This is a genomic window from Psychrobacter sp. Arc9 (assembly GCF_041431295.1).
Lineage (GTDB): Bacteria > Pseudomonadota > Gammaproteobacteria > Pseudomonadales > Moraxellaceae > Psychrobacter.
This window is the reverse complement of sequence record NZ_JASMRK010000003.1, coordinates 1-3,709: the sequence shown is the minus strand read 5'-3', so window position 1 is coordinate 3,709 and position 3,709 is coordinate 1. Positions and strand designations below refer to the sequence as shown.

General features: G+C 44.4%; 2 protein-coding genes. Both read right to left on the bottom strand.

Annotation, left to right across the window (positions count from 1 at the left end; all coding sequences use genetic code 11):
* Positions 1-1,928, bottom strand: a 1,928-nt coding sequence (locus tag QO187_RS02410; RefSeq protein ID WP_371546986.1) for a tandem-95 repeat protein, incomplete at its 3' end; no start/stop codon positions are given.
* A gap of 115 nt (positions 1,929-2,043) precedes the next feature.
* Positions 2,044-3,018: an OmpA family protein gene (locus QO187_RS02405; protein ID WP_371546983.1), complete on the bottom strand. Its 975-nt coding sequence runs from the start codon at positions 3,016-3,018 to the stop codon at positions 2,044-2,046.
* Positions 3,019-3,709: the final 691 nt, after the last annotated feature.

The window sequence follows — 3,709 nt, the reverse complement described above, 5'->3', positions numbered from 1 at the left end:
TCGATGTCACTGGCAATCAGCGGGACGGCGATAGCTGTACCTTCTGGGGTGCTAATAGCGCCATCGGTTGCCACAGGCGCATCATTCACATCATTGACTGTAATCTCAACGGTGGCAGGCGCTGATACGGCACCATCATCGTCGGTAGTGGTGAATTGGATATCACTAACCGCACCATTGAAATTAGGTGCTGGGGTAAAGGTGACCGTCTCAGCTTCCGCTGCACTTAGGGTGGTATTTGGGGTAAGCTCAACCACTTGCCCACCTGCACGGGTATAACTCAGCACACCTTGATTGGCAGGCGGTACTTGCAATACGGTGACACTGGCAACCACACCATCAATATCATCGCCGATTAGCACTACCGGCACTGCCGTGTCTTCATCAGTGCTCAGACTCTGATCGGTAGCCGTTGGCGGCGTATTCACGTCAGTAACCGTTAACGTCACCGTGGCAGGCGCCGAGTCTAGACCATCATCGTCTGTGGCGATAAAGTCAATGGCCTCTACCGCACCATTGAAATTCTCAGTTGGGGTAAAGAGGACGGTGGCCGCTTCAGCAGCACTCAGCGGGGTATCCGCGACGACAGGCACACTGTCCCCTGCTGCATTGGTATAACTTAGGACGCCTTGGGCAGCATCTGGCAAAGTGGTGAGGGTGATACTCGCCACCACGCCATCGATGTCACTGGCAATCAGCGGGACGGCGATAGCTGTACCTTCTGGGGTGCTAATAGCGCCATCGGTTGCCACAGGCGCATCATTCACATCATTGACTGTAATCTCAACGGTGGCTGGCGCTGATACGGCACCATCATCGTCGGTGGTGCTGAATTGGATGTTGCTGACTCGTCCGTTGAAGTTCGGCGCAGGAGTGAACATAACACTGGTGATTTGGTCAGCGGTTAATACGGTACCTGGCGTGAATTCAACCGTTTGTCCATTATCTTCATAGCTCAGCACACCTTGATTGGCAGGCGGTACTTGCAATACGGTGACACTGGCAACCACACCATCAATATCATCGCCGATTAGCACTACCGGCACTGCCGTGTCTTCATCAGTGCTCAGACTCTGATCGGTAGCCGTTGGCGGCGTATTCACGTCAGTAACCGTTAACGTCACCGTGGCAGGCGCCGAGTCTAGACCATCATCGTCTGTGGCGATAAAGTCAATGGCCTCTACCGCACCATTGAAATTCTCAGTTGGGGTAAAGAGGACGGTGGCCGCTTCAGCAGCACTCAGCGGGGTATCCGCGACGACAGGCACACTGTCCCCTGCTGCATTGGTATAACTTAGGACGCCTTGGGCAGCATCTGGCAAAGTGGTGAGGGTGATACTCGCCACCACGCCATCGATGTCACTGGCAATCAGCGGGACGGCGATAGCTGTACCTTCTGGGGTGCTAATAGCGCCATCGGTTGCCACAGGCGCATCATTCACATCATTGATATTGTCATCCCCTTTCCCACCTACCGCCGCAACTATACCTGCTAAGCCTAATCCAGCTGCTACAGGTATCCACCAAGGAATAGCAGCGGCTATATAATCCTGCCCACCAAGAGCTTGCCCTTCAACGTCGCCCATCTCTAACTGCGTGACATAATCGTACGTCTCACCTGTATCTGGTATGTAGTAATAGTACTCGCCATCTTCAGCAATACCGACTAAAGCACTATCTGAATCGTTATAAAAACCTTCAATAATAAGATCGCTATCTTGTCCCTCTTTTTCAAAAGAGACATGCAAGTCGTTTTTAATACGCTTAGTAACAATATGATTAGGCGCATAACCAATGGAAGTATCATGAAACTCATAGTTCACTTGTCCCTCAGCAGCAATAACAGTTGGTACTCCGTCCTTGGTGATGATTTGTACTTGGCTGACAGTTTGAGTGGCATTATTGGTTTTGACAACGATAGTATTCATAGTCGATTTACCTTTTATTTTTCTAAATCAAAAATTTCTTTTAAGAGATTTATGTATTCATAATAGTCACTAGCGACAACCGCTTAGATCTAAGCTAGTACTCATTTTTTAGGGCTTACTTAGTAGTCAAGCGTTCTTCAACTATCGCTATGACACGGCGGTTGAGTTGTCGACCTTCGGCACTATCGTTACTGGCTCTTGGTTGCAGTTCTCCATAACCAATGGCATTTACACGTTCTGCTGGAATATTAAAGTTTTCAATCAATACTTCTTGCACTGCATTGACTCGGCGCTGTGACAAGTCCTGATTATAGTCATCGCTACCACGACTATCAGTGTGTCCCTCAATGGTGGCAACCGTATTGGGGTACTGAGTCAAAAACTCTGCTAACTCAACTATTTTTGAATAATAGTCTTGTCGCACTATGGCTTTGTCTGTCTCAAATAACACTTCAAGATCAATCGTTACTTTTTCTGCTAAGACAGGCGCTGGGATATTGACAGGAATTACCATTGGTATCGCTTGCGGTTTGAGTACAACAGGCGTGGGACAATTAGGAATTACGCGGCTAATTTGATGAGACTGATAACGTTTGTTTTTTAGCAATTGCATAGCACTTTCAGCAGTAACCTGTTTCAGGTTGCTTTGCCCTGTTTCTGCCATATCGACATAAAAAAAGTAAGTCTGACCACCAGCAAGCTCAAAGTCTTTTTTGTTTGCAAGTAAATCATTGTTCTTAAATCCTGTTGCATGAGCACTTAGCTGATTAGTACCTATACAAGAATTCACTACCGTATAGTTGCCTTGTTGCAAGCTCACCTGAAATCTATTGTTTATAGCGATATTGGCACTAGTTTGCTCAGAGTAACTGTCATTACTTCTAACAAATACCAGTCTCGTTTGATCGGTAGGTGCTTTTTTTGCTAATAGACTGTCAGTGTTAGCGTCTACTTGTTTGTTCCACATCACACCATCGATACGGCGACTGTCACCACTATTATCAACACCAGTCACAGCACAAGAAGATAAGCCAAATAAAGCTATTGGCAAAATGATAGCAATCATATTTTTATTAAATAACTTATCCATAGTTTTATCCTGACTTCTTGTATTATTTGGTTGTTGATACTTTATTGGCAGCGAAAGCATATGTTAATCAAAAGCTTATTAATTCCATTTATTCTTATAAATCTGTAATTAAGGAACTTTAGTTCTATACTTTCTATAGTATAACAAACTAACAAAGCTCAGTTAGCTGCTCATAACTTGTTTTCAACCATTCATCACGTTTTACTAGGCTAATTATGGTGAAATCAAAAATTAATAGCTTATTTTTTAATACCTTAGCTCCCACCCGTCTTTTAGCTATTGCGGCTTCAGATTGTTTGAAAATAATTCATTTCTCTTCTATAGCGATACAGACCTCACAAATATATATCGATGCACAAATAAAAAAACCACCCTCACTATTCAAGTTAGGGTGGTTTTTTTGGTTTGAAATACTCTTTTATAAAGAAGTAAGATCTATGCAAGTATACGAATTTTAGTTTTATTAGACGATGTTATTAAGATTAGATCTTACTGTCATAATTGCATTTTATTATAGTCTTACCGCTGTCGTCACTCATTTTTACTGCAGCCAATCAGTCACTGCTTGTTTAAAACTAGGGCGTGCCACAATTGCATTTTTCCAACGCTCAAAATGAACCGCCCCGGGATTGTCGGAGACTCAATTTTCTGAGAGAATATGACAATGAAAACACGAAATTATACCCCTGAA